General features: G+C 55.0%; 12 protein-coding genes. All 12 read left to right on the top strand.

Annotated features, from left to right (window positions below; all coding sequences use genetic code 11):
* The 12 genes from GEOB_RS20360 to GEOB_RS18655 all read left to right on the top strand — a co-directional run bounded on the left by GEOB_RS20360 (nt 1) and on the right by GEOB_RS18655 (nt 24733).
* Entirely contained in the window at nt 1-162 is a 162-nt protein-coding gene (locus GEOB_RS20360) for a DUF5908 family protein (protein ID WP_012648816.1), read from the top strand.
* Between the two features lie 3 nt (nt 163-165).
* Nucleotides 166-834 carry a CIS tube protein gene (locus GEOB_RS18705; protein WP_012648815.1) on the top strand — a complete coding sequence of 223 codons (669 nt, stop codon included), beginning with the start codon at nt 166-168 and terminating at the stop codon, nt 832-834.
* A 74-nt stretch (nt 835-908) separates the two neighbouring features.
* Nucleotides 909-2627, top strand: coding sequence for a type VI secretion system tip protein VgrG (gene vgrG, locus GEOB_RS18700; protein ID WP_012648814.1), 1719 nt, complete (start codon nt 909-911; stop codon nt 2625-2627).
* 9 nt (nt 2628-2636) lie between these two features.
* Nucleotides 2637-2918: a PAAR domain-containing protein gene (locus tag GEOB_RS18695; RefSeq protein ID WP_012648813.1), complete on the top strand. Its 282-nt coding sequence runs from the start codon at nt 2637-2639 to the stop codon at nt 2916-2918.
* Between the two features lie 102 nt (nt 2919-3020).
* On the top strand, nt 3021-3422 hold the full coding sequence (locus GEOB_RS18690; protein ID WP_230198990.1) for a GPW/gp25 family protein: 402 nt from the start codon (nt 3021-3023) through the stop codon (nt 3420-3422).
* Entirely contained in the window at nt 3412-6417 is a 3006-nt protein-coding gene (locus GEOB_RS18685) for a baseplate J/gp47 family protein (RefSeq protein ID WP_012648811.1), read from the top strand. Before GEOB_RS18690 ends, GEOB_RS18685 begins: the two co-directional genes overlap by 11 nt.
* Nucleotides 6402-9152, top strand: coding sequence for a response regulator receiver (CheY-like) modulated diguanylate cyclase/phosphodiesterase (GGDEF and EAL domains) with PAS/PAC sensor(s) (locus tag GEOB_RS19555; RefSeq protein WP_012648810.1), 2751 nt, complete (start codon nt 6402-6404; stop codon nt 9150-9152). Before GEOB_RS18685 ends, GEOB_RS19555 begins: the two co-directional genes overlap by 16 nt.
* An 8-nt stretch (nt 9153-9160) precedes the next feature.
* Nucleotides 9161-12115 carry a hypothetical protein gene (locus GEOB_RS18675; protein ID WP_012648809.1) on the top strand — a complete coding sequence of 985 codons (2955 nt, stop codon included), beginning with the start codon at nt 9161-9163 and terminating at the stop codon, nt 12113-12115.
* 15 nt (nt 12116-12130) lie between these two features.
* Nucleotides 12131-13993, top strand: a complete 1863-nt coding sequence (locus GEOB_RS19550) for a contractile injection system tape measure protein (protein WP_012648808.1) — start codon at nt 12131-12133, stop codon at nt 13991-13993.
* The gene (locus GEOB_RS18665) at nt 13960-15336 is read left to right on the top strand and encodes an ATP-binding protein (RefSeq protein WP_230198989.1); all 1377 of its coding nucleotides are present in this window, start codon (nt 13960-13962) and stop codon (nt 15334-15336) included. Before GEOB_RS19550 ends, GEOB_RS18665 begins: the two co-directional genes overlap by 34 nt.
* Nucleotides 15336-18818 (top strand): eCIS core domain-containing protein, encoded by a 3483-nt coding sequence (locus tag GEOB_RS18660; RefSeq protein ID WP_012648806.1) that lies wholly within the window; start codon nt 15336-15338, stop codon nt 18816-18818. The genes GEOB_RS18665 and GEOB_RS18660 overlap by 1 nt, the downstream gene beginning before the upstream one ends.
* 557 nt (nt 18819-19375) lie before the next feature.
* Entirely contained in the window at nt 19376-24733 is a 5358-nt protein-coding gene (locus tag GEOB_RS18655) for a CxxxxCH/CxxCH domain c-type cytochrome (protein WP_012648805.1), read from the top strand.
* Nucleotide 24734: the final 1 nt, after the last annotated feature.

Below are 24734 nucleotides of genomic sequence, written 5' to 3'. Positions count from 1 at the left end.
ATGCCGATCATAGTCGATGAAGTTGTCATTTCCGTAGAGGTAACCAACGATGCTTCAGGGGGGAGCGCCGCTCCCCCCTCATCGACCGAAGATAAACAGTCGGTTGTGAATGAGTGCGTGGAGCGGGTGCTCGATATTCTTGCACGGAAAGGGGAGCGATAGCCGATGGCGGACATGGGAGCTCTTGAAAAACTGCTGATTCTGGCCTTCCGCGAGCCCGATTATTCCGATTCCCCCTGTGGAACATTCGAGTCCTTTCTGAATCCGAACGAAATCACGCTTTCGTACGAGATGGAGTACGACAGCGCCCAGGGTGCCGGTACCACCAACAGCAGAATGAATTTCAAGAAGGCGAAGCCGGGGGATATGTCGCTGACCTTTTTCATCGACGGCACCGGAGCCAACGGGAAAAAGATCGATGTCCAGCAGAAAATAGAGGAGTTCCAGACGGTTACCGGCTATGACGGGACAATCCACCGTCCGCATTACCTTAAGGTAGTGTGGGGTAAGCTGCAGGTGAAGAGGTGCGTACTCAAGAGCGCCTCCATCGCCTATAAGATGTTCCAGCCGAGCGGCATTCCTTTGAGGGCGATCATTACCGCCACCTTTACCGATAATTCGGATGACCGCACCCGCCAAGCTATCGCGCGGGACGAGTCTCCCGACCTGACACATGTGCGTGTCGTGCGGGTGGCCGACAACCTCCCGTCCATGTGCAACGAAATATACGGTGATCCCGGTTACTACCTTCAGGTAGCCGTGGTGAACGGCCTCGACAACTTCCGGAAACTTGTTCCCGGAACTAAGGTGTTCTTTCCGCCGCTGGAGAAATAGCCATTCCTGCACAGAGAACGTTACCCATTTCAGCCACCCACCGCGAGTTCACCATAAAGGTGGACGGTACGGCGGTGAACCGCGAGCACCATCTCCTTGGGTTGTCCATAACGAAGATGGTGAACCGGCTGTCGTCTGCGCAACTCGTCTACCTGGACGGCTCCGCCTCGTCCGGTAAGTTCCCCCTGGCCGATGATAGTCTCTTCCTGCCCGGCGGGGAGGTTGAAATCGTTGCAGGCAGTGGCAGCGACGAGGTATCTCTTTTTAATGGAACAGTGGTACGGCAGAGTATCAAGATCCGCGACCGCAGCCCATCGCAGCTCGTGGTCGAGTGCCGCCACCAGGCCAGCAAGATGACCATCGGACGGAAAAGCGCCTATTTTTTCGACCAGACCGACAGTGACATTATCACAGCCCTTCTTGATGCCGCTTCCGTCGATGCCGACGTGGAGTCCACATCGGTCACCCACAAGCAACAGGTGCAGTATGATTCGACCGACTGGGATTTTATCGTCTCCCGGGCAGATGCATGCGGTAGAGCGGTCTTCGCGAACGACAAAAAAGTGAAGGTCGCAACGCCGAAGCTCGGTGGCACGCCGGTCTGTACACTGCTGTATGGGGCCACCATCTTGGAGATGGACGCCGAGATGGATTCGCGGTTCCAATATCCTGCGGTGAAGAGCTTTACCTGGGACCCGGCCCAGCAGGCAGTCTCAGAAAAGGATGCCACCGATCCGGGGCAACTTGCTCCGGGGGATGTTTCCACCGATGATCTCGCAGCTGTTGCAGGGCTCGACCACTACCGGCTGCAATCTGCGGCGGTTACCGAGGAAGAGGCGCAGGCATGGGCCGATGCGCAGTGGCTGAAATCGAAGCTGAGCAAGGTAAGCGGGCGGATAAAGTGCGAGGGAATCGGAAGTGTGAACCCCGGGGATACGGTAGAGGTCGACGGTGTCGGAGGGCGTTTCAGCGGTAAAGTCTTCGTCACCGGAGTTCGGCACGATTTCGACACGGTGCAGGGGTGGAAGACCCATATCCAATTCGGAAGTATGGAAAAATGGTTTGCGGAGGAGCAGCCGGTATCGGCTCCGAAAGCGGCTGCGCTTCTGCCGGCGGTAAGCGGCCTGCAGATCGGCGTAGTGGTGTCCAACGAGGACCCGGACGGAGAACACCGCGTGCGTGTCAGGATGCCGCTGGTAAGTGCTGAAGAAGACGGCACCTGGGCGCGGGTCGCCACACTGGATGCTGGAAATGACCGCGGTTTCTTTTTCAGGCCCGAGGTGGATGACGAGGTGGTCCTCGGTTTCCTGAACGATGACCCGCGGCAGGCGGTGATCCTGGGCATGCTGCACAGCAGCGCAAACGCCGCACCGCTGCAGGGTTCCGACGATAACCATGAAAAGGTCTACCAGAGCCGCTCTAAGATGAAGCTCTACTTCAACGACGAAAAAAAAGTCATGCAGTTCGAGACCCCCGGAGGAAACTCGATCATCCTGAGCGAGGAAGATAAGGCGATAAAAATCTCCGACCAGAACGGCAACAAAATCGAAATGACCCAGGACGGCATCACCATGGAAAGCAGTAAGGCGATCACCCTGAAAGCGGGGACCGAGGTGAAGCTGGAATCGGGCACTTCCTTCGCCGCCAAGGCGGGAACGGAGATGAAGATCGAATCGGGAACCTCACTCGGAGCAAAGGGAGGGACCGAACTGAAGCTGGAAGGCACCGCTGGAGCCGAGCTCTCCAGCAGCGCCGTGACCAAGGTCAAGGGGAGCCTTTTGCAGCTCAATTGAGGAGGACCTATGCCTGCAGCCGCACGAGTCGGCGACACTACCACCCACGGCGGGACCATCACCGGTCCCGGAAGCCCGACTGTCCTTATCGGCGGGAAGCCTGCGGCGGTTGCCGGAGACATGCACTCCTGCACAATCCCCGTTTCCCAGGCGCATCCCCTGGCCGTCAGCACCTTTCCCTTCGGAAGTACGACAGTGCTTATCGGCAACAAGCCGGCCCTAAGGGCGACCGACGCCTGTCTCTGCGGCGCAAAGGCGGCAGTTGGAGAGCCGACGGTCCAGATCGGATGAACCGGAGGAGACATGGGAAATCCTAAGGAGAGCATAACCTCGTTCCTCGGAAGCGGATGGAGCTTTCCCCCCTCGTTCTCTGCTGCCGCAGGGAGGATAAACATGAGCTCAGAGGAAAAGGATATCGAGGAAAGCCTGAGAATCCTTTTGGGAACCACTGCCGGAGAGCGTTTTCTCAACCCCAAGTACGGTCTTGACATGCGTCAGCTGCTTTTCGAGCCGATGAGCGAGACGATGAAGACCTATATTGCTGATGGAATCCGTATCGGCATACTCATCTACGAGGCTCGCATCAACCTCCTTTCCGTCGTGCTCGATACGAGCGCCCAGTATCAAGGGGTGATCGCAGTTCACCTGGAGTACGAGATCCGCGCAACTAACTCGCGCTACAACCTTGTTTATCCCTTTTATCTGGCCGAGGGGGGAGAGGCGCGGGGAACAATCGACAGTTCACGAGGGGAAGCCGGCGCGAGCGTCGGGACCGGAAGAGCAGATGGCCGATAAAGCAACCACTCCTCACTCGATGGATTCGCCGGGCCAGGACCGGCGTAGCCGTCTCGCCGACGAACTCTCGGTGCACTTCGCCGACGTCGACGAACGAAATCCTCGTGACTTCCTCCTCCATGCAAAAAAGCTGGCCGAGGTGATCGATTTCTACGACCTCGATCCCTCCGCTCCTTCGGGGAACTGGAGCCGCTTTTTCGATTATGATGAAAAAGAAGCGGATCTCCTTCCCGGATCAGATTCGGGGGATATGGAGCCCCACCTGGCGCTCTTTTTTTCATTCCTCAAGCTTTACGAGATACCGAAAGAGGTATTGAATCGGTTTACCGGCCGTCACCTGGACTTCTACTACCGGGATATCCTCCGTTTCGAGAAAAAATCTCCCCAATGGGACAAGGCGCATCTCCTGCTTGAGCTGAAAAAAAATATGCCTGCTACGGAGATCGGGCCTGGACACTCCTTTTCAGCAGGGAAGGATGCGAAGGGGGTGGAGCGTCTTTATGCCCCTTCAAGAAATACGGTCATCAATGCCGCGAAAGTAGCGTCGTTGCTGGGGGTCCATCTCGGAAATGACGGGATCGTGAGACGCGCCACGGTTGCGAATTCTTCGAACGGTGTGGGAGGGGAATTTAAAGGGCCGGAGCCGAAATGGCCCCCCTTCGGCACAGACCGCTGGCCCGAAGCCCAAATAGGGTTCGCCCTATCCGCTCCGGTGTTGCGGATGAAGGAGGGGAGTCGCCGCATTATCTTGAAGTTAAGCCTGACCGGAGGGGAGAATCTGAAAGGGAATACTTCCCTCGCCGAGATTTTCGAAGTCCGCTTGACTGGCGAAAAAGGGTGGATCTCCGGAAATGTAGTCGAAATTGCCTGCAGCGGCAGTGAGCTGGAATTGGACATCGGGATTCCGGCTACGGAACAGGCAGTGGTGGACTGCGATGGGAAACTCCATCAATTTTCCTGCGTTCCCCCGGCGCCGGTCATTCAGGTGCTCCTGAAGCAGAAGAATAGCCCTCAATATGGCAAACTTGCAGGGATAAAGGTGAAAGAGGCGGAGATCGTCGTGGAAGTGGGGCGGCAGGTGTCTCAGGAAAAGGAAGCCCCAGTCCGGCTCCGCACCATTCATGTTGAGACGGACCTGGGGGCGGCGGATCCCAAAAAACCCTTTCTTCCCTTCGGGCCGCAGCCCACATCCGGGTCGAAATTTACCGTGGTTTCGCCAGAAGCGGCAGAAAAAACGGTGACTTCCCTCGATCTGCAAATCAAATGGAAGGGGGTGCCGGATAACCTGGTCGAACACTATAACGCCTATGGTGAGAGCGGCTTGGAGAACAACAGTTACTTTACCGCTCGAATTACGGCATCTGACACTTCCGGCATCTCCAGTGAGGTTGAGAGCGCTGCGTCTCTTTTCGAGGCACACGCAACAGCCCTGAAGAATTTTGCCATCGGCAAGGCTGGACTGGCAACCTTCTCGCTCAAACAAGATTTCCTGCATTCGCAATATTTAAACAAGTATACCGCAGCAGCAATGGCCCTGGCGCAGACAACGCAGGCTGGGACTTCGCCGAATGACGAAGACCAGTTAGAACAGCCGCAGCTTCCGAAAGAGCCTTATACGCCAGCCATCGAGGAAATTACCCTCTCCTATACCGCCACTTCCGGCAAGGTTGAGCTCTCTTCAATTGAAGAGAGCGACTACCATAGTGAAAAAATCCGGTTTTTTCACCTGACCGGTTTCGGTGTCGCCAGGGAGCATGGCTATCTCAGGAACGTGACTGGTTTTTTGGACGAAGCGCAGATAAAGGTGCCGCTTCTGCCGGAATATCCAAACGAAGGGGAGCTGTACATCGGCTTCTCTAACCTTCGCGGGGGAGACAGTGTAAGCGTGCTTTTCCAGGTTGCCGAAGGGAGCAACGACCCGGAGTCCAGTTCCCCCAGCCTGAAGTGGTCCGTTCTGTGTAACAACTATTGGAAACCTCTGGGGCCGACGGAGGTGCTGCTCGACTCTACCAACAATTTTCGCCGGAGCGGGATTATCACTTTTGTGATCCCATCGGCGGCCAGCCTTGGCAACACCATCCTTCCCTCGGACCATCTCTGGATCAAGGGAACAGTGGGCAAGGATTCCGATGGGGCCTGCCAGATGGTAGAGGTGGCGGCGAATGCGGTCGAAGTGACCTTCAGGGACAACGGCAACGATCTCTCCCACCTTGCCGCTCCGCTCCCTTCGGGAACCATTACCAAGCTGAAAACGCCGATAGCCGCGGTAAAAGGGGTCATGCAGCCCTACGCCACGTTCGGCGGCGCCCCTGAAGAGGGGGATGGCGACTTCCATGCCCGTGTCGCCGAGCGGCTACGGCACAAGAACCGCTGCATCACCGCGTGGGACTATGAGCGGGTCGTGCTGGAGGCGTTCCCGAATATCCACTTGGCCAGATGCATTCCCCATGCGGATAAGAATTCATGGCTCACCCCGGGAAATGTCCTCATAGTGGTGGTTCCGGACCTGAGAAACAGGAATACCACCGATCCGCTGGAGCCGAAGGTGGATACCGATACCCTCGACCGCATTGCCTCATGTCTCCGTGCAAGAACCTCATCTCATGTCAATATTCATGTCAAAAGCCCCACTTATCAGAAGCTGGAGCTCGATTTCAAGGTGAAGTTCAAGGAAGGGTTTGAATTCAATTACTACAGCAAGGACCTGAACGCGAAGTTGCTGGAGTTTCTTTCGCCCTGGGCTTTCGATAGGGGGTCTTCAACCATCAATGGTCGGGAGCTCTCCTTCGGGGGCAGAATATACAAATCGGTCATCCTCGATTTCATCGAAGAGGTGGAGTACGTCGATTTCGTCACCGACTTCATGATGTACACCTACACCGAAGACAAAACCATGGACGACATCGACGAAGCGCGTCCCGACCGCCCCGATGCAATACTGGTCTCGGCCCCTTTACATACTATCGGCGAGGTACCGAAATGCTCTCTCCTGTGACCATACCGAAACGAAAACCGGGAGAAAAGTTCGATCATCGCCATCTTTTCGAGATCGGGCTTCAGCATGTGCAGCGCCTTTCCCACCGGATCTGGACCGACTACAACATCCATGACCCTGGTGTTACCATCCTTGAATTACTTGCCTACGCCCTTACCGATCTTTCCTACCGTGCATCCCTTCCGGTCAAGGATCTGCTGGCGGCGCCCGCTGATAACGAGAAGAACATGCAGGGGCAGTTTTTCACCGCCAGGACTATTCTGCCGAACAGACCTCTTACCCTGCTCGATTACCGGAAGCTGCTGATTGATCTGAAAGGGGTGAGGAACGCATGGCTGGAGAAATGTCCCGTTACCTATTATGCGGACATTGCAGCGGGTGAACTCTCCCATTCCAAACCGGCCCATCATGGGAGAGAGGTGGCGGTGCAGGGTCTCTACAATGTACTAGTGGATTTCGAGTCAAACGATCCACAGGAACAGAAGGAAGCCGAGGAGTTGGTCAGAAAGACGCTTCATGGGAACAGAAATCTCTGTGAGGATTTCGTCTCCATAATGAAGGTTGAGACGGAAGAGTTCAATCTCTGCTGCGAAATCCAGGTTGCCCCCGACACTTCCGATGCTGCGCTGATCGAAGTCGCGGCAAAAATCCTCTTCCTGGTCGAACAGTACTTCGACCCGCCGGTCAGAAACTACTCTTTAAGCGAGATGCTGGAAAAGAAAAAGCCTGACGGCAGTCGGTTCATGGTGGACGAGCTATTCGAAGGGCCAAGGCTTGATTGCGGCTTCATCGACGATTACGAGCTTGCCAACGGGGCTCTGCGGGGAGAGATCCGTCTCTCCGACATCATCAGCATTGTAATGGACGTCGATGCTGTCCGGGCGGTTCAGGAGATACTGGTCAACAGGGTCCGGAAGGGGAAGGTCGAGCCGGCGAGAAACAAGTGGATTCTTAAGGTGAGTCAGGGAAGAAAACCGGTTCTCGGTAAAAATCGCTTTGTTTTTCATCGGCGCGGCGTGCGGGTAGCTCCATCCGAGGATGCCGTACGTGCAAGACTCGCTGAACTTCGGAAAGGGGCGATCTTGCTGGTGGAGACGAAGCGGGAAGATGATCTGGAAGTCCCGCTGGGAAATTTCAGAAATCCTTCTACGTACTATTCGTTTCAGAACCACTTTCCCCAGATCTACGGGATCAGCGAATACGGACTCGGCAGCCAGGCCGATGACAGAAGGAAGGCATTGGCGCTGCAGCTGAAGGGTTACCTCCTTTTTTTCGACCAGCTGATGGCGGACTATCTTGCACAGCTGGGCCGGGTCCGCGAGCTTTTTTCGAACAAGCCCCCTGTCCAGACAACTTATTTTCACCAGGTTGTTGACTCGTTTGCACAGCACGAGCGCCTCTACTCCATAAAAAGAACCATTATGGAAACAGCCTCCGGCGAAGAGGACAAGAAAGAGAAAATAAGGAAGATAGTCGCTTTTGTTTGTGGGACAACAGCGGACGAAGGTGCGGTCCGCGATGCGGAGAAGGCCGCTGCACGTTTCGTAAGAGGTGGCATGGGTGAGGAGGACCACCTTCAGCATCTCATAAATATTGCTCTCCAGAGCAGATTCGAGGATGAGGGCGTTAACATCGACAGGAGAAGCCGTTTTCTCGACCATCTCATCGCGCGCTTCGCAGAGCGTTTCACCGAATTCGCACATCTCATGTATTCCGATTTCGGAGCGAGCAGTCTCTCCATTCTCAGGTATAAATGCGAATTCCTTAAAGATTACCCGAGGATAAGCAGCGACAGGGGGCTTGCCTACAACTACACGTTAAGCCATCCAAGATCCCGGTGGGACAGCAAAAATGTTTCCGGATTCGAGAGACGCGTGGCACGGCTTCTTGGCATTCGCAATTTTGCCCGCAGAAATCTTGCCGAAAGCGTTCCATACGATATCTACCCGGAAATCGACGCCACCCCTGGAGACGAGTTCCGTTTTCGAATTCGCAGGAGTGCAACGAAGGGAATACTGCTCAGCAGCAGCAGGAATTTCGTGACCGAGGAGAAGGCGCGGCAGGAGATGATGCGTGCGGTGCATTTCGCTCAGATCCCCGCTGCCTATGTGCGCAGCATCACCACCGACGGGAAGCACTGCTTCAAGATCGTCGACGAGCACAGGAAAGTGGTTGCCGTCAGGAAACAGTCGTTTGGCAGGAAACAGGAAATGGAACAGGCTATTGACGAATTGATTGACATCATGACTGCCAACTATGGCGGAGAAGGAATGTATGTGGTCGAGAATATCCTTCTGCGCCCCCAGGATGGAAGCGATGACCCTTTCCTTCGAATAAACCGGTTATCAGCCGGCGACGATGTTGCATCCCTCGATCCCTACTCGTACCGGCTCCACGTGATCCTGCCGGCGTACGGGCGCCGCTTCGGCGACATGCATTTCAGGCGCTATGCCGAACAGGTAATCAGGCAGGAGACCCCGGCGCACATACTGCCGAAAATCTGCTGGATCAGCCGCGAGGATATGGAGCTTTTGCAGGAAGTGTATCAGGATTGGATAGGCGTTAAATCGGGTGCGGAAGAATCGGACCGAAGAAGCAAATTACTCAGGTTTTTCTGCACCCTGTTTGCCGTCAAAAACGTCTATCCGACTGCAACCCTGACCGGTTGTGCAAAAGGAGCGCGCGAAGGGAAATTCATATTAGATCATACGAGTCTAGGCAAAAAGAGCGAATAAGGACGCCCATGTCAAATTACATCAGCGAATGGCTTGTTCTCGGACCAATTTTCAATGTGAAACACCAGTCGTTCTCTCACCACGCCGGAGACGGGCACCCCACGGCAAAACAGATCATAAACGATATCGTTTCACCGTTTGGCGGTATCCGCCCGCTGGACATCACCAGGTCACTGTGCGTCTCACCCGAAGAGGGTGACGCTGTGCAATACCGCAGCAGTTTCTATGACATGCGCTGCACCTGGCAGCGCGCATCTTTCCATGTCAATGACTGGGAAAATCCCCATGATACGGGGGATGACATCCGCCGGCTCCATGACTTCTCGAACACCTCCCTGCACGACTTTTCCGACAAGCACCACTGTCTGGCATTCTTTCTTGTCTATATCCATTCACCAGACACCCGGCAGACAGAACTTTTCGTCAGAAACGACGATTCTCTCAGGGTGTGGCTGAACGGTGAGGAGATCGATGAGCTGAAATTCGCGGGCGAGATGGAAGTGGATGTGGCGGAGAGGTCGGCGGAGGTATGTCTCTACAAGGGGACGAATGTTTTGCTGGCCGCCGTTGCGGAAACCCATTACGAATGGGGATTTTCGGCCAGATTTGTGAACGATGAAGGTCTGGAGTTTGCGACAATGAAGCCTGCCGAGGAGCCGTTCCATCCCCCGGGTCGCGATGCAGTGCAGTCGCTGCAGCATATATCGGAGATGTACAGCATTTTCGAGAAGGGGCAGGTGCTCACACACGACCAGTTAAACAGCATAGCCGAATACCTGGACGACCAGACACGCCTGACACGGGTGAACCTGATCGGCGTCGGCATCCTCTGCGGGTTCGACATCTCCCTCGAAGAGACCCGCATCGAGATCGGCAAGGGAGTCGGGGTGACCACCGATGGCGACTTGGTCGTCTTCTCCGCCCCGCGCATCTTCGAGTGGTTCACCACATTCGACGAGAGCCGGCCGCGCTATGCTCCCTTCTACGGTGGCGATACGGAAAAGGGAAAGCTGATCGAGCTCTACGAGCTGCTGGATGAGAGGCCGTATTGTGAAGAAGACGCTACTCCGCTGGCCACACTCTCCAATTTTCAGAAAATGGCGGTCATCCTCTACGTGGAGAGCTACATCACGGATAGGGACATCTGTTCGGCCACCGACTGCGACAACTTGGGGCAGGAACGGGTCAACAAGGTCAAGGTGCTGTTGGCTGACTGTGAACAGGTGGCCTCCCTTGCGATCCGACGGGGTCAGAACAGCGAATTTTCGAAGATACTCGCCGACCGTCCGGTTTTAAGCCCGCTGCCATTCCTTACAGGCGAGGCTGGAACAGGACTTTGGTACAAGGTGTTGCAGGATGCTTACTGGGATGCCTGCGAGAGGAACCTGAATAAGTTCTTCAATAGCTTGCCCCTACGTTGCAAGCCTGTCGCCTCGTTCATAGCAGGTCCTTTGGAAGGTCTCCTAAAAAAATGGAAAGAAATACTGATGGGGATCCACGACAGGTTTAATCCGGAGAAGAGTCCGGAACAGTTGAAAGAGTTATTGAAGGCCGTCGGTTTAAATGAAGAGAAGTACCCATTGGGCATTCAGTACTACTACGATCTACTTAAAACTCTTCTGGAGTGCTGCAACAGCCTGGGAGAAGCGGCAGTTGTTGCAGGCGCCGTTTGTGCTCCCGATTACAACCTGTTTCCGAAGCACCTGCTGGTAGGCTTAGCCAGCGGTAGGACTGATCGCCTTCGTACCTCCTTTCAACCGGCGGTTTGTTCCAAAGCCGAGCAGGCTCTTGAGACAGCTCTTCAGCTCCTTGAAAAAATCGACTGGATGATCGGGAGCTTCGAGGTACCAGCGGTGGATTGGGTGGCAGTGACACCGACTGGCAGGCGCGGAGATTGTCTACTGAATGAGGGGCAGACTCCTTATTACTATTCCACAGTTGTTAGCATTCGCCCGGAAACCGCGGTGCTTGCAGAAGCCCCTGTCTTGCAGAGACCAGAGTATAAACGGGAAAGGTTTATGCTCCAAGCGGACCCGGCTGTTCTTGCCCGCTTGGAACGTGTCCACGAATCAATTAAGGACGTCATCGACCGTTCGTCGAAAAAGGAAATGTCGGGGCTATTCGAGGAGGAAGCGAAGCGGCAGGAGCCATTGAAAGTTTCCCTCTGCGACAATTCCTTTTTCAGGATAGAAGGGCACCTAGGTCAGGATGTGGAGGTGGTGACGAGGCGTCTCTTGACCCTTATCCTGTGCTACAACCTCCCCTTTGCCGTGCTGCCGGTTACTCTCAAAAACGAAATGTGGGAGCCGAAAAGCAGGGAGCACGCCGTTGCTATGGCGGGTGAACGACTTGTCAAGATGATCGGCGATGCCAAGGTCGATGACAGTATCGAGATCGAGAAGCTGACGCAGGTTATAGACAAGATGTACACGGAACTGCTTAGGGCAAAACTGAATTTTAACTCCGATCAATGGCGGGACTTTTGGATGATTTTCGACATTATTAATTTTGCGCGTGCAAGCGGTCTCAACAAGATCGCAGCCGAAGAGGCCAGGGAACTGCTAAGTGTCGGCCTCGGGTTATTCCGTCGATTGACTCAAGCGCTGGGGGACAGGATGCAATTTAGCGATCTCTTTTGCCGGAATCCCGGATTCGAGCACTGCGGTGGAGTGTCGCGCGGGGGCACCTTTGTCATCGTCGATTACGAAGGGACTGTCGTGGCGGATTTCATGCTGTCCGATTATATCTCCATGACACGTTACCTAAAGACAGAAGCCGTGACTAACCATGTACTAAAGTCCGGTGCTTCCGAAGCGGCGAAGGTTGCCGGGGGCAAGGTTCCCATAAACAAAGTTGCCATAAAGAAGGGTGATGTAAGCAAGATAGTGAAGGATACGCCAAAGCCCGATGTGCCCTCTTCCCCTGCGACACCTGTGGATAAACAAAATCCGCCACAGGGGTAACGGATGGACGTTTAAATGCCGACATCAGCCCCTCACCGTATTCGCAAGCAGCAATGGACAGTCCGCACAGGGACTGCCGCCGAGGCGTTCGCGCTACGGAAGTACTTGCGTGAGCAGGGGGAAGAGATTCTCTTGCCGGTCCTGCAACAAGCGTTCGACGAAGCGGCGGAAGGGGCTCATCCACTGCGGATACCGAAGATCGAGGTGAACCTGAAAATCAATGCAAAGGGGGAATGGAAGGAACTTCTTCCTAATCTGATCCTGCAGCAGGTTCGGGAGCAACTTCGTTCTCATCTTCTCCACAGGCCGAGAACTGCGGCTAGAGGTTCAGATGCGGGAAAATCGCCCGGCGGGGTGAGCGATTTTGAAGCTCTCCTTCACTACCTTGAGACCGGATATCTGCCATGGGAAGGGTCGGGTGTCCCACAGTCGGAAGCGGCGGCCACACTTCGCGCTAGCTGTCGGGATCGGTGGGGCGACCTGATCAGTTTCATCGGGAGCAACAGGCTTGAAGCATTCCAATTCTTCCGCCTCCTGCAGATTGTTGGGGAGGAGAACATTTATCGCCTTGCAACGGAACTGCCGGGGGGGAAGGCAAAAAGGGGGGGAAGTGTCTCGGCCGACGAAGCTCTGAAACTGCTCCTGGATGACAAGGAATTCCATTTGAGCAGCCACACGCAGTTGAGGATGGGGGCGGCTGTTTTGGCGAAATGGGCGGCAGAGCCTGGCGGAGACATCATTGAGGAGCTATGTGCCGCGGTTGAAGGCACTATCGTACCGCAGCAAGAGGCGGAGACGGTCGAGCGCTGCATCTCACGGCTGCGAGCGGGTGTTTCCCGGAACGCTCTTCCTGAGAATGGTACGCCCGCCAATGCCGTCAATTACCCTTCGTCCGTCGATCCCACGGTAGGAGAAACTGCAGCAGCGGTAACCGAGACTCGACGACACAGTTCTTTCTACATGGAGAGACAGGGGGAGAGAGGCACAAATGACAGCAGCCGGGAGACAGCTGTACCGGGTGCCGGCACAGAACGTCCCGGATCATTTAACGCAGGCAAGCGCCGGGAATCGTTGGAAAAGGAAGCTAGACTAACGAGAGAAAAACCGGGAACAGAGGCCACGCGGAACGTTACGGGAAGCCTTCTTTCTGCCGTCCCCCTTGAAGATGTTGAAGATAATGCAGCAAAAGCACAGTCTGTACCGCATCCTCAGGGTATCGGGACCCCCACTGGAGCGGGTGATGCGTCGGCTGTCCGGCGGGAGAAGGAGGAATCATCCTTGTCTGCCGGCGAGATTCCGGAGGTTTCGCCGGGAGGGGAAGAGGTCTTCTCGACAGGTACTCGAATTCGTGCCGACAACGCGTTCAAGTCAGATCTTTTTCCGTTGTCGGTGGGGCAGGCAGGATTGATCCTGCTTCATCCGTTTCTCCCGCGCTTCTTTGATGCCACCGGAATTGCCACTTCGGAAAAAGTGCTCCTGCCGTCCGAGCGGGCGCGTGCGGCCGCCCTCCTGCATTTTTGCGCGACGGGGAGCGACGAGGTGTACGAATTTGAACTCGCCCTGACGAAGATACTGCTCGGACTGGATCCCGAGGTTCCGCTGCCGGTGTGCGAGGGACTTCTCGCTCAAAAAGAGCGGGATGAATCGGAAGCGCTGCTTCGCGCGGTGGTATCCCACTGGATGGCCTTGAAAAACACCTCCATCGAGGGGTTCCGCTCCGCCTTCTTGCAGCGCCGGGGACTTTTGCGAAAGGAGGAGTACGGTTGGAGACTGAATGTGGAGCGACGGCCTTTCGACATGCTCCTTGAGCATCTGCCGTGGAGCATGGGGATCGTGAAACTGCCATGGATGAAAATACCGGTATACGTGGAATGGTAGCCGCCTCCTCCGAAAACGCACAGGATCTCGCCGCCGAACTTTCCTGGTTTGCCGATGTCCTCGATGCCCGCATCCGGCTCTATTTCAACAAGGACGCCGCCTTGGGCTCGATTTTAGAGATTGCTCCCCCTGATATCTCCACCAGCAATTCTTGCTATGGGGAATTCGTGCGGCATTACGATCTTTCATTTAACGAACGGCTGGTGCTTGTGCTCGCACTCATACCACATCTCCGTCCCCAACTCCTCGACGTCCTGTGGAGCAAAAACGAGACTACCGAGCGTGGATTTACCGAATTCGGGGGATTGCACGGAAGCACGCATGGAGGATTCATCCCTTCCGGGGAGACAGCGGCCTTCATACTTGCGGGGGACGATCTCGGGATGCGATTTGAAGTGGTGAGGCTCTTCGACGGCGACCATTTTTTTGCACGTCACAACATCCTGCACCTGTCACCCACTTCCACAGTGGAGCCGGTGCTGAGCGGCCCACTCATCATCTCTCGCGAGCATCTTCAGTGGTTTACAACCGGTGAAGAGCGGAAACCCGCCTATAATTCGGATTTTCCGGCACGTCTGATCGAGACGCAGCTCGAATGGGACGATCTCATTCTACCGCCTGCTACGATGGAGCAGATTGAAGAGATCAGGAATTGGATTCTTCACGGACAGCGGTTGCTGGAGGAGTGGGAGATGAATAAGAAGCTCCAGCCGGGTTTTATCACGCTTTTTCACGGCCCTCCAGGCACCGGAAAGACTCTATCTGCATCATTGCTGGGGAAAAGGTGTGGCCGCGATGTTTACCGAATCGACCTGAGCATGATCGTATCGAAGTACATCGGCGAGACCGAAAAGAATATGGCGAAAGTTTTCGATATGGCCGAGCACAAGAGGTGGATTCTCTTTTTCGACGAGGCTGATGCTCTTTTCGGAAAGAGGACGCGCGTCGACGATTCCCATGACAGGTATGCGAACCAGGAGGTAAGTTTTCTTCTGCAGCGGATAGAGGAGTTTGCCGGCGTGGTCATCCTGGCCTCCAACCTCAGGACCAATATGGATGACGCTTTTGTGAGACGCTTCCAGTCGATAATCCATTTCTCCATTCCGAAACCGTCCGAACGCCTGCGGATCTGGAGGAATGCCTTTTCACCCAAGGCGGAGTTGGAGGAGAGGATGGACCTGGAGAGGATAGCGGAGAAGTACGAGCTGACGGGGGGGACGATAATGAATGTCGTTCGTTTCGCATCCCTGAAGGCGGTAAGTAAAGACAGCACAACAATACTTCTTGACGATGTGGAAGAGGGAATCCGCAGGGAACTATACAAGGAGGGCAGGGCTATCTGATGCAGACGGCTAAGCACGCGAAGACGATAACGAAGCCGGCAGTGAATCAATCTGCCGCTTCGATTAAAGGGGTGCAGCGGAAGACCTCCCATGCCACGGCGCCCTTTTCGGTGCAGACCTCTGCGCTCAAGATCTCCTCCCCCCACGACAGGACCGAGCAGGAAGCCGACATGACCGCAAAAAAGGTCGCCCGGATGCCGCTTCCGCTCTCTCCGGTAAGGACCATTCCCAGCGACAGCATTTCAAGGATGACCTCTCCCTATCTCCGGAGATTTGCCGATTCAGGAATTCTCAGGAAGAAGAAAAGGGAAGAAGGGAAAGAAAAGATCCAGCGCAAGGGAGAGGGAGAAGGAAGCGTAGCGACGAGCGTTGCTGCAGGGATCTCCGGCAGTATGCCGGGAGGAAAGCCTCTTCCCCACGGCGTGCGCAGCTTCATGGAGCCGAGGTTCCGTACAGATTTTTCGAATGTGCGGATTCACACCGGTGAAAGCTCAGCGAAGCTAAATAGGCAGTTGAATGCGCAGGCCTTCACCGTCGGAAATCACGTATTCTTCGGCAAAGACCGTTTCAGGCCTGAGAGCGGCGATGGAAAAGAGCTGATCGCCCACGAGCTCACTCACACGGTACAGCAGGGAGGAACTCTCCAGCGGAGCGGAGATCCAGGCATTACGCAGACCTCTCCGCCGATGGTGCAGCGCCTGTTCGGATTTGCAAGCCCGCTGAACTACATCGCCGAAAAGGCGGCGATCATACCGGGCTTCAGAATGTTCACCATCATCCTCGGCGTCAACCCGATCAACATGAGCAGAGTCGACCGAAGCCCGGCCAACATCCTCCGCGCTGTCATCGAGTTCATGCCGGGAGGCTTCCTCATCACCCAGGCGCTCGACAACCACGGCATCTTCGACAAGGTCGGGAGGTGGGTCGAGCAGCAGATCTCCGCTCTGGGAATGAGTGGCTCGGCAATAAAGCAGGCTGTCACGACATTCATCGACTCCCTCGGCATGAGAGATCTGGCGGACCTGGGAGGTGCATGGGACAGGGCGAAACGGATATTCACCGAGCCGATCGACAGGATCGTCGGCGTTGTCAAGGGGCTCATCACAGGAATTCTGAGGCTCATCAGGGAGGCGATCCTGCGCCCGTTGGCGAAGCTGGCCGAGGGGACGCGGGGATACGACCTGCTGAAAGCGATACTGGGGCAGGACCCGGTGACCGGAGAACCGGCGCCGCGAAACGCTGAGACGCTCATCGGCGGCTTCATGAAGCTGATCGGCCAGGAAGAGGTGTGGCAGAATTTGAAGAAGGCCAATGCCGTGGCGCGCGCCTGGGCCTGGTTTCAGGGGGCGGTTGCCTCGCTGGTCGGCTTCGTCAGGCAGGTCCCTTCGCTCTTCGTGAAGACCCTCCAGTCACTTGAGTTGGCTGACATTGTCCTTGTTCCCCGTGCATTCGTGAAGGTTGCAGGGGTTTTCGGCGACTTCGTCGGCAAGTTCGTGACCTGGGCCGGGAATGCCGTCTGGAACCTGTTGGAGATCATCTTCGAAGTGGTCGCTCCGGCTGCCATTCCCTACCTGAAAAAAGGGATCGAGGTGTTCCGGACGATTCTGAAGGACCCGATCCGGTTCGTCGGGAACCTTGTCAAGGCGGGGATCCAGGGATTCAGGCAGTTCTCGACCAACATAGGTACGCACCTCAAGACGAGCCTTCTCCAGTGGCTTACCGGGGCACTCGCTGGTGCCGCCATCTACATTCCGCAGTCGTTCGACATGAAGGAGATTATCAAGTTCATTCTCTCCGTTCTCGGACTGACCTGGCAGAACATCCGGCAGAAGCTGGTGCGTGCGGTCGGGGAGACGGTGGTGAAGACCATGGAAACCGGTTTCGACATCGTTGTCACGCTGGTTAAGGAAGGCCCCGCGGCCGCCTGGGAGAAGATAAAGGAGCAGCTTTCCAACCTGAAGGAGATTGTTCTGGAGGAGATCCGCAATTTCGTTATCGTGAAGGTGGTGGAGAGTGCCATCACCAAGCTCGTCACGAGCCTGAACCCGGCAGGGGCGATCATCCAGGCAATCATCGCCATCTACAACACGATCATGTTCTTCATCGAACGGATCAAGCAGATCACCCAGGTGGCGAAATCCTTCCTCGATTCCATTGCCGCCATCGCATCGGGAGCGATTGCCGCTGCGGCAAACCGGGTCGAGCAGACCATGGCAGGGCTGCTTACTATGGTGATCAGCTTTCTCGCCCGCTTGGTCGGTCTCGGCAAGGTGACCGACATAACCACCGGCATCATGAACAAGGTCCGTGCCCCCATTGACAAAGCGCTGGAGAAGGTAGTGGAGTGGATCGTTGCCGGGGCGAAGAAGTTGTGGAAAACAGCCAAGGATACAGGAGGCGCTATAGTAGGTTGGTGGAAAAGGAAAAGCTCTTTCAGGACGCCGAAAGGGGCGAAGCACGAATTCTTCTTCAAGAGAACGGAGGCGAAACCGCGCCCATGGGTCGCAAGTGAAGACCCGGCGGAGGTGCAGGCGAGGATCAACCGGTGGAAAGCGGATGCCGGGAGTGCCGATGCGACCACTGCAATGAAGGGGGCGAAACCGAAACTCGACGAAGCAGGGAAACTCGACGCCATTCTGCAAAAGGCGGCTCAGGAAAACAAAGAGAAACCGAAGGACACACCTGCGAAGCTGGAGACATTGCTCGCGGAACTGCTGGATATATTTGAAACCACAATTGCGGGGTCTGCCGAGCCTGTCAAAGTGGGGGATGTCGAAGTAAAGCCGGTGATTACTTACCGTACTGGAAGTGTGAGGATCGGCAACAAGTCTTCCGTTGCCGGTTACCACATGACATATGAGTATCTTGCTCCTAACCACGGACAGGGGACAAGCCCGAAGGATTCGGAGCAGGCGGAAGTTTTCTCCATCCTTCCGACTGTCGGTAAGGTCGGCAAGGGACGCTCGGGAGGGGAGACGTATATCAAGGGACACCTGCTCAACGACAATGTTGGCGGTCCTGGGGTCGCGAAGAACCTCTTCCCCATAACCACCCAGGCGAATTCGGATCACAAGACGATGGTTGAAACGCACGTGAAGAACCTGGTGAACAAAGCTGGCTGCCTCGCTTTCTATGAGGTGAAGGTGATAGAAAAACCGGCCGAGCCGCTTATCGGCCACGTCAATGATGCCGGTGAGCAGATGTACAAGATCGACGCGCGACTGGAGGCCTTCGTCGATACCTATACGCTCAATGAGAAAAAACGCCTTGAGAGGCGGCGAAAGGACCCCAAAAAATTCACTATCGATTCTATCTACAGGGTGGGGCCGACTCCCAGGGAGGAGTCGAAGAAAAAGGCTGAGGAGCGCAGGGCCGCGAAATCCGAATTTGAGAAAGATGTTGACGATGCAGCGAAGATGAAGAAGTTCGATCCTTCGAAGGTGATATGGAGCGAGTCATATTATGAGAGAAGAAAAAAATAGAAGACTGAAGTAGCTCCAAATCCATCCCGCCAGAAGATAACATGTCCGGAGGTCCACATGGATCTGCAGGAGCAGTTCAGTACCAAGCTGGCGCCACATGCTTTTTGAGTGAAGAACATAGCTTGCAAAACGGATGCTTTTCCTTACGGCAGCAGGCTTTTGTCTGCAGAATTTGACCTTCAATAGTTACGGTATCCTTTCCTGCAAACAGGCTGTTTCCCTTTCCTACCTGTTAAATTACCTATTTACCTTGGTTCCCCCCATACTTCCCAATTCGCTAAAACTAAAGAAATTCGACAGCTAAGCGCCTCTGGTTCCAGTCAGCAATGCTAAATGAAAAAAACTCAATTTTGGCATTAATCCTGCTTAACAAGAACCTGTTTAATTTCGCTATACATATAATCAAAGTAATTATTACGACTTAATAAACTCATTAGAAATAGGGTCTGCTTTTAATGAGTCGTGAACTAACTGCATTTGCGAAAGATTCAGCTTTTTTACGGGGTTTGCTTAGCCCTGCGTCAGATGCGATTTGCGGGTAAAGGGAGATGAACCATATGAGACACGATAAAGTGGGAAGTGTTGCTGCAACAGGCAGCAAGACCCAGGCAAGCGTCATGACAATGATCGTGGCCTTACTGATCATTGGTTTTTTTATAGCAGATCATCTTTTCCCGACGGCTGCAAGTGCCGATGCTCTCAAACTGATCCATAACAGTACCAACACTGCTTCGGGCAAATACGGAACTTGGGGTAGCGAGTATACCTGTGCTACCTGTCACAATAGAAAAGCGGGAAAGAACATCAAGTACATCAACTATTCTATTGCCACTCCCACAGGTAAAAGAAGAGTCATCTTCGACCGCTATACCACAACGTCCAATGGGATAACCGGTGTTTTCGGAAATGACGAACGGACTGATTATAAGGATGGCTCCCGCAATGTCTGCGAGGTATGCCATCACAGGACCCTCTACCACAATTACAGTGCCAGCAAGTTATCCAATATTGTACATGCGGAACATGGACCAAAAGGGAGCAGTAACAGGAGAGATTGTAACGGATGCCATCAGCACAGCACAGGCTACAAGGCCCCTCAGGTAGGTGAGTGTACGTCCTGTCACGGGATACCCCCAACCAGCCCGGCAACCATGGTGTATGGCAGTAACACCCTTGGTTTCAATCCCCCCGCCGATGCCGGCGCTCATCACCGCCACCGCAACATTGAGCAAATGGAGTGCTATACCTGCCATAACAATTACGGTCATGGCATTCTCAATGGCAATGACATGATCGAGATGGGTTTCCGAATCGACAGGAAGACCTGGAAAGGATTTTCCGGTATCTCAACGGTAATGGCCGGAACATATACCGGCACCATCGGTCCTCCGTTCACAAACAATTTTGCAGTTGCTCCGGGAAATCCCGGTACCGCACTTTTGCGCGAAGCAGGTGTGAACAGCTGCAGTATCTACTGCCATGGTGACGGTTGGGCGGTAGATGCCGGGAAAGCTGATCCTTACAAGGGACCGATTTCATGGACCCATGGCCCCCTTGGTGGCATTCAGCGCTCCTGTGATGCCGCGGCATGCCATGGTACCACTCCAGCCAACCCGCCGAACCCGGTTCCACCCGGTGCACACAAAAGACATGTTGGAGATCTGGAGATGGCCTGCACCAGGTGCCACGACGATTACGTGAGCCCCCATATGATAAATGGGCGAGTGGCATGGAATCTGTCGGAACAGGGGCCATCCGCCACCTATAAGGGCTACAAGCGGTTTTCCACGGCGACGCTCCCCGGCGTAGCCCCTTACGGCGATTGTAACAACATCTATTGCCACAGTAATGTTCAGCCCAACGGTGGAGTTGGCGAACCGGACAGCTACAAGACAGTCACCTGGGGGATTACGACTGTTCTTGCATGCGACGGTTGCCATGGCGGCAAGCAGGGTGACGGAACAATAATCAGCAGCGGTGCCCACACCCGCCACATTGGCAATTATGCTTACGACTGCGCCACCTGCCACAACGGTTATGGCGGCGACGGTATCCTGATGACCCATCTCGACGACAACATCCAGGTGGTGTTCAACGCATATAGCGGTGCCTATAATCAGATGCCGGCCAACGCGCCCGGCAACGGCTACGGCAGCTGCTCGGCGAACTACTGCCATTCGGATGCAAAGGGGAATAAAAAAAGCGTCGGCTGGGGTGAAGCTGGTCCTCTGGCATGTGACGCCTGCCACAAGGCTGCCCAGACTGGTAACGCTGTCAACACCGGCAAACATACGGCCCATGTGGATAATGTGGGCTTCCTGGGCACCAATTATGGCTGCGTTGTTTGCCATGCCAATACCGTCCTTAACAATTTCACCATCGGTAATGTGGGCAGGCACGTCAACAAATATGCTGAGTATTCGGGTGCCAGGGCGGGTCGTTACAACAGCTCAACGGGGACATGCTCTGTTTCTTACTGCCACAGTGATGGAAAAGGCGGTTCCCCCGCCGTTACGGTTTCCTGGAAAGACGGCTCGGTAATCAATGACTGCAAGGGGTGCCACGGGGTATCTGCAGGAGGAACATTTATCAGTGCTGCAGGTGAGCCAAACTATGCAAACACCGGTGCGGATACGACATTTGCCAACAGCCATGACCGTCACATGGGTGGCATCGGCCTGAATACCTGCGTTTATTGCCACAATGATACAGTATCCACTATCGGCCTGAAGGTGGGGACCCTCCACCTGAACGGTATGAAAAATATCGCCCCTGGCGGCGGCAAGACCTTCACCTACCTTGGTAACAGGACCTGTTCCAATATTTCATGCCATGGAGGGCCGGCAGAAGCAAAGTGGGGCCAGAAATTCGCCGCAGACTGCACCGGCTGCCATGGCAACAACGCCATAAGTTTCACTCCGATCAGTTCAGGCAAACACAAGCTTCACATTAATAACCCGACCTTCCTGGGCAAAAATTTTGCCTGTGCCACCTGCCATGCCTTGACCGTCGATCCTGACGACCGAAGCATCGCCGATAGTGCGGTTCACGGCAACGGCTTCAAGAATTACACTGGTACCCTGGCCGGTAGCAGGAGCAGTTACACGACGGCAACCGGTGTCTGCTCGGCCAGTTACTGCCATACGGATGGCAAAGGGGGTACGAACAAGACTTTCACCAGCCTTAACGGCTGGAAATCCGGTGCAACAACGCTGGGGTGCCTGGGTTGCCACGGCAACAGCAGTCCGGCGGACTTCACTTCCGGCTATGGGGAACCCAACTACGCCAGTACCGGTGCCGGAACCCTGCGCGCCAACGATCACAAGAATCACGTGGATAATGGAAGATTAAGCTGCGCTTCCTGTCATGGCGGTACAGTCGATGCGGGCGGTGCGATTTTCTCCAGCAACTCCACACACATTCTCAATCGCCAGATTGATGTCCAGGCAGGCAACGGCAAGAGCTTCGGCTACGAGGAGGGAACCAAGACCTGCAGTAACATCAGCTGTCACGGCGGAAAAGGGTCTTTCAGCAAAATCTGGGGCGCGCCTGTCACTGAAGATTGCACCGGCTGCCACGGCAACAACCATTTGAGCTTTGCTCCAATCAGTTCCGGCAGTCATAAATCCCATATCAATAATGCCGCTACCCTCGGTACCTATTACAACTGCACCGAGTGCCACGCCAAAACGATCAATGCCGATGAACGCTCCTTTGCCGAGGCGACAAAACATGGCAATGGCTTCCTCGACTACTCCGGTGTCCGGGCCGGAGGCAGTGCCTCTTACAATTCCGTGCAAGGCAACTGTTCCAATACCTACTGCCATACCGACGGAAAAGGGAAGGCGAACGTTGCCTTTAGCTCCGCCAACGGCTGGAACTCAAAAACCATCTACAGTAACTGCATCGGTTGCCACGGAAACGATTCGGCTCCCGATTTCGCCAGCACCGCCGGCGAACCGAACTATGCAAGCCAGACTGCCGGCACTTTGCGTGCAAACAGCCACAAGGTGCACGTGGGAGCCGGGGCGGCAGGGACCTGCTACTACTGCCATGCGGATGTGGTCGGTGTCACCGGTTCCACCGTCAACACCAGGCATACCAACAGCTACATCAGCTATTCGACCTCCGGTATCTCCGGCAAGACATTTAATCGCGGCGTTGGCAGGACCTGCTCCAACATCGCCTGCCACGGTACGGGAACCAACACTGCCACCTGGGGAGGAAGTCTTGGCTGTACCGGTTGCCATGGTGGCAATGCCGGCGCTGCACCCAGTGACATCAAGACCGGCCGGCATACTTCCCATATGAATAATCCGGATATCGGCGGCAATTTTACCTGTGCCGAGTGCCATGCACCAATCGTAGCCGGTGATACAACCTTAAGTGATCGAACCAGGCATGCCGATGGCTTCGTCAACTATTCGGGTAGCATGGCAGGCAAGAACACTGCGGCGTGTAACACGGCCTATTGCCATAGCAATGGCAAGGCTATGCCTGGAAGTGCTGTCGTTTGGTCCACCGGCGCAACCTTCGTTAATTGCGTGGGCTGCCATGGTACGGCAACCGGTGCGGGAACCTTCGTCAGCCAGGCCGGTGAGCCGAACTACGCCAACACCGGTACTGCAGGTTCTGCCACCTCCAACAGCCATCAGACCCATACAAATAATCTGACCCTTAAAGGAGCAGCCAGCTGCGAAATATGCCATGTGAGTACGGTCACTACTACCGGCACTCAGATCAAGGCCAATTCCCTGCATCTTGACCGATCCATTGATGTCTATTTTGATCCGGCACAGGCAGGTTCGGCCACCTATGACAAGATCAGCCGTACCTGCAGCAATACCGTTTGTCATGGCTCCCCTGCGCCCAAATGGGGCGATACTGCCAGCGTCAGCTGCAAGACCTGTCATGCCAACCTCATGTCATCGGGGGCCCATGCAGTGCATGTTGGTATCGACCTCTGGAACACCAACTTCGCCACCATGTATAACTATACCTCCAGCAACTCGGCCGGCGCCATATACCGCTATGGCTGTGCCAACTGTCATCCGGCAGTTGCGACCGGCAACCACCGCAACGGCACCTATGGTGATATGGACCTGTCCAGCAACGCATTGGGAATCGGCGCCCTGAGGAGGTTGAACAAGCAAATTCTCACTGCCGGCGCGGGATATACCAAGGATGGCACAACAACCTTTACCTGTGACCTGGTCTATTGCCACAGTGACGGCAGGAATACCGTCAATCCGGCTTACAGGAAATCGCCAAACTGGTACGGCGGAGCTTTTACCGGTAACAAGTGTGCCATGTGCCACGACAATCCACCGCTTTATGAAGGCCAGTCCCATTATGTGGCCCAGTCGAGCATGGGTAAGGAAAGCGGCCACATGATTGGCATTCACTATCGCAACAACTCCAAAGGGAACAATAGAAATGGCTTCCTCGGCTATTCTTCCAGCGGCAGCACGGCACATGGAAACAGTGCAGTGTCAACTACCATCAGCTGTAATACATGTCACAGCGGCATCGTCGGCAGTACAAAGGTTGATACCTATGCCATGGCAGGCACAGCAAGCATCTTCAATTGCGGTTCCTGCCACAAGGCAGACAGCAGAACACCACTGCAAGCTGGTGAGATCATCGATGCAGCCCTCCACGTGAACGGCGCCAAGAATGTCGCCTTTGCACCGATCGACTTCAAGACCAAAGCCCAATTGTCAGTTGCTGCCAATGCCCTCGGCTGGACGCGCAACGGCGACTACAAGGCTGATAACTCGTATGATTACGCAGACCTGCGTGTCTCTGTCTGGGATGCCCAAACAAAGACATGCCTTACTGCCTGCCATGTCAACCAGCCCAACATTACCTGGGGAGCGCAGCTGCAATGTGTCAGCTGCCATGTCAACCAGTGAG

It is taken from the genome of Geotalea daltonii FRC-32, from assembly GCF_000022265.1.
Lineage (GTDB): Bacteria > Desulfobacterota > Desulfuromonadia > Geobacterales > Geobacteraceae > Geotalea > Geotalea daltonii.
This window is presented reverse-complemented; position numbering and strand designations above follow the sequence as displayed.

Excerpts from the sequence above, each read along its gene's own strand:
- GEOB_RS20360 (WP_012648816.1), top strand. The coding sequence starts at position 1 with ATGCCGATCATAGTCGATGAAGTTGTCATTTCCGTAGAGGTAACCAAC.
- GEOB_RS18665 (WP_230198989.1), top strand. The coding sequence starts at position 13,960 with ATGGATGAAAATACCGGTATACGTGGAATGGTAGCCGCCTCCTCCGAA.
- GEOB_RS19555 (WP_012648810.1), top strand. The coding sequence starts at position 6,402 with ATGCTCTCTCCTGTGACCATACCGAAACGAAAACCGGGAGAAAAGTTC.
- GEOB_RS18660 (WP_012648806.1), top strand. The coding sequence starts at position 15,336 with ATGCAGACGGCTAAGCACGCGAAGACGATAACGAAGCCGGCAGTGAAT.
- GEOB_RS18675 (WP_012648809.1), top strand. The coding sequence starts at position 9,161 with ATGTCAAATTACATCAGCGAATGGCTTGTTCTCGGACCAATTTTCAAT.
- GEOB_RS18685 (WP_012648811.1), top strand. The coding sequence starts at position 3,412 with ATGGCCGATAAAGCAACCACTCCTCACTCGATGGATTCGCCGGGCCAG.
- GEOB_RS19550 (WP_012648808.1), top strand. The coding sequence starts at position 12,131 with ATGCCGACATCAGCCCCTCACCGTATTCGCAAGCAGCAATGGACAGTC.
- GEOB_RS18655 (WP_012648805.1), top strand. The coding sequence starts at position 19,376 with ATGAGACACGATAAAGTGGGAAGTGTTGCTGCAACAGGCAGCAAGACC.
- GEOB_RS18695 (WP_012648813.1), top strand. The coding sequence starts at position 2,637 with ATGCCTGCAGCCGCACGAGTCGGCGACACTACCACCCACGGCGGGACC.
- GEOB_RS18705 (WP_012648815.1), top strand. The coding sequence starts at position 166 with ATGGCGGACATGGGAGCTCTTGAAAAACTGCTGATTCTGGCCTTCCGC.
- GEOB_RS18690 (WP_230198990.1), top strand. The coding sequence starts at position 3,021 with ATGAGCTCAGAGGAAAAGGATATCGAGGAAAGCCTGAGAATCCTTTTG.